General features: G+C 61.9%; 3 protein-coding genes. 1 reads left to right on the top strand and 2 read right to left on the bottom strand.

What is annotated here, in order from left to right; all coding sequences use genetic code 11:
• Positions 1–129: 129 nt before the first annotated feature.
• Positions 130–453, top strand: coding sequence for a DUF736 domain-containing protein (locus VQ02_RS34085; RefSeq protein WP_048448715.1), 324 nt, complete (start codon positions 130–132; stop codon positions 451–453).
• Positions 454–543: 90 nt separating this feature from the next.
• On the opposite strand, the gene VQ02_RS36555 is transcribed toward VQ02_RS34085, so the two are convergent.
• Both VQ02_RS36555 and VQ02_RS34080 read right to left on the bottom strand, forming a co-directional pair.
• Positions 544–1,389, bottom strand: a complete 846-nt coding sequence (locus VQ02_RS36555) for a hypothetical protein (RefSeq protein WP_245239941.1) — start codon at positions 1,387–1,389, stop codon at positions 544–546.
• A gap of 127 nt (positions 1,390–1,516) precedes the next feature.
• Positions 1,517–1,870 (bottom strand): hypothetical protein, encoded by a 354-nt coding sequence (locus VQ02_RS34080; RefSeq protein ID WP_048448714.1) that lies wholly within the window; start codon positions 1,868–1,870, stop codon positions 1,517–1,519.
• Positions 1,871–2,147 lie beyond the last annotated feature (277 nt).

The following is a 2,147-nucleotide window of genomic DNA, read 5'->3' as shown; positions in this document are numbered from 1 at the left end:
CGTCCCTCGCCGTCCTCCGCTCACGCTGCGGCCTGCCAAGGCAGGTGCGGCGCCGGTCGCCTCCGGCTCGACGACCGCCATCGAGGCCGCAGGGACGCGGCCGAGAGCACCGGGACGAGGAGAGACACCATGGCGACCATCGGCACCTTCACCCAGACCCAGAACGGCTTCACCGGCGACATCGCCACCCTGACGATCCAGGCCAAGAAGGTCGCGATCGTGGCGGAGACGGAGCGCAGCGGCGAGACCGCGCCCACCCACCGGATCTACCTCGGCAGGGCCGAGATCGGCGCCGGCTGGGCCAAGGTGTCGAAGGGTGAGCGGGACTACATCTCGGTCAAGCTGGACGACCCGAGCCTGCCGGCGCCCCTCTACGCCCGCCTCTTCGCGGAGGAGGACGGCACGACCCACTCGCTGATTTGGACTCGCTCTAACGGCCGCCGCCGGGACTGACCGCCGGGGCCTCGCCGCCCCGTCCCTTAGGGCGGGGCGGCCTAGGATTGGCATGACCGGAGGGCCCATCTGCCGATCGCAGGATCAGGTTCAGCTCACCTCGAACGCTGGTGCAACATCCTCGCGCCACAGCTCAATAGCGGATGGGCCACCCCTCCTTGCTGTATTGACGCCTTCGAGCGGCTCCAGAGGAGCTGTCATCCCTGATGGAACGTAGCGTATGTCCAGGTCATTGACGATCATCCTTCTTGCAGGAAACAAGGAGCTGAAGCGCCGTTGATCTGGAAGGTGAGATTGCAACTCCGAGGCGGTTCCCTGTCTAAGAAGAGCAGGGGCTATTACGTCTTGAGGTCTCGCACGGACAATGTCCGTTCCTTCTGCTAGGACAATCTTTGGCGCACGCGAATGAAAAATGACGTCTGTCGCATGCCATCGTTGATAGTATAATGTCAGATCAACTATCTCATAGGGTGGTGCAATAAGCCACTGGTGGCCAGTGTCATATCCTTCGCCTTCATGCTCGTCTACGATCGCAAAATGACGTGATTCGGCTCCGGCATAGATTGAAGCCGACCCCTTCATGACGATGTTCCAGACGCCAAGACGTTCAAGAATTCTGGTCAATGTCGCCGAAACAGCAATGCACCCCCCGAACCACTGATGTCGGTCGAGCCTTGCAGATATGATTGGTGCGAGCTTGGCAAGCGTGGTTCGAACGTGGGTGTCGTATTCAGGCGTTCTTTCACGATGTAAGATCCACTCTCCGTATGTTTCCAGCATGCGTTGGTTGTTTTTCTCCTCTTTTAGGAAATTTGGATCATCGTAAAATCCTGGTTTGCTGTAATCTATATTCAGGCGTTCAAACAGATGTTGCAGTTCGCTGCGCTTATGATTGGCTGGGCCTCCAGAGGCCTTCTTCCGCTTCGACTCACCCATGCTTCATCCCGCTCCCAGGGTTTCCGCCGTTCGCCGGAGAACCGATGCGTCTATGCGCACGGCAACTCGCTCTGGATGAAGCTATCACGATCTGGGTGCAGCCAACTCGCCACAGTCGCGGCCCCGATCAAGCCATCCTGATCGGCACATCGGCTTCCGCCAGGGGGCAGGCCGACCGGCCTGAGCGCGAGCCTGGTGGCTCCGCCGTCGCCGCCGCCCGGGCGGCGGTCTCCCGCCGGATCTCGCAGCGCTTGGCCAGGCCGGTCGGCACGTAGCCGAGCTGTACGACGAGGGCACGCATGAGCCGGAGATGCAGCTCGTGGTCGACTTCCGCTGTCCGGAGCTCGCTCTCGCTCACCCCGGCCGCGGTCCGGGCAGCCCTCTCCAGTGCTTCGATGCGCATCAACGATGCCAGGTAGAGGCGGTGGGTCTGGCGGATCACCGCTTCCAACCTCTCCAGAGCCTCGTTCGAGCGATGCACGGGGGTCTCCTCGGAGGGCCCTGAATCCACGGTCTGCTGCCGTTAGCAGCCCTGGCCTGCCCCGGCCTCCTCTCTTTCAACGACATGCCGCAAAGGAGGCTATGCAACTTTCATGCAATCCTAAGCGATGTTTTTGCGGCAATCTACAAACCTATGGTGGCGATCAGGTGTCGTCCCGCTTTTGTCTGGGGGCGGAGCCCGCATCGCCCGCCGACAGCCGCGCCGCCATCTTCTGTCGCATCCACCGCGTCCGGGGCGCGTGAGGATCGCGCCAGAG

It is taken from the genome of Methylobacterium variabile (genome assembly GCF_001043975.1).
Classification (GTDB): Bacteria; Pseudomonadota; Alphaproteobacteria; order Rhizobiales; family Beijerinckiaceae; genus Methylobacterium; species Methylobacterium variabile.
Note: the sequence above shows the minus strand (reverse complement) of the source record. Positions and strands in the feature narration are given on the sequence as shown.

Coding starts and splice junctions, on each gene's coding strand:
- VQ02_RS36555 (WP_245239941.1), bottom strand. CDS start 1,389: ATGGGTGAGTCGAAGCGGAAGAAGGCCTCTGGAGGCCCAGCCAATCAT.
- VQ02_RS34085 (WP_048448715.1), top strand. CDS start 130: ATGGCGACCATCGGCACCTTCACCCAGACCCAGAACGGCTTCACCGGC.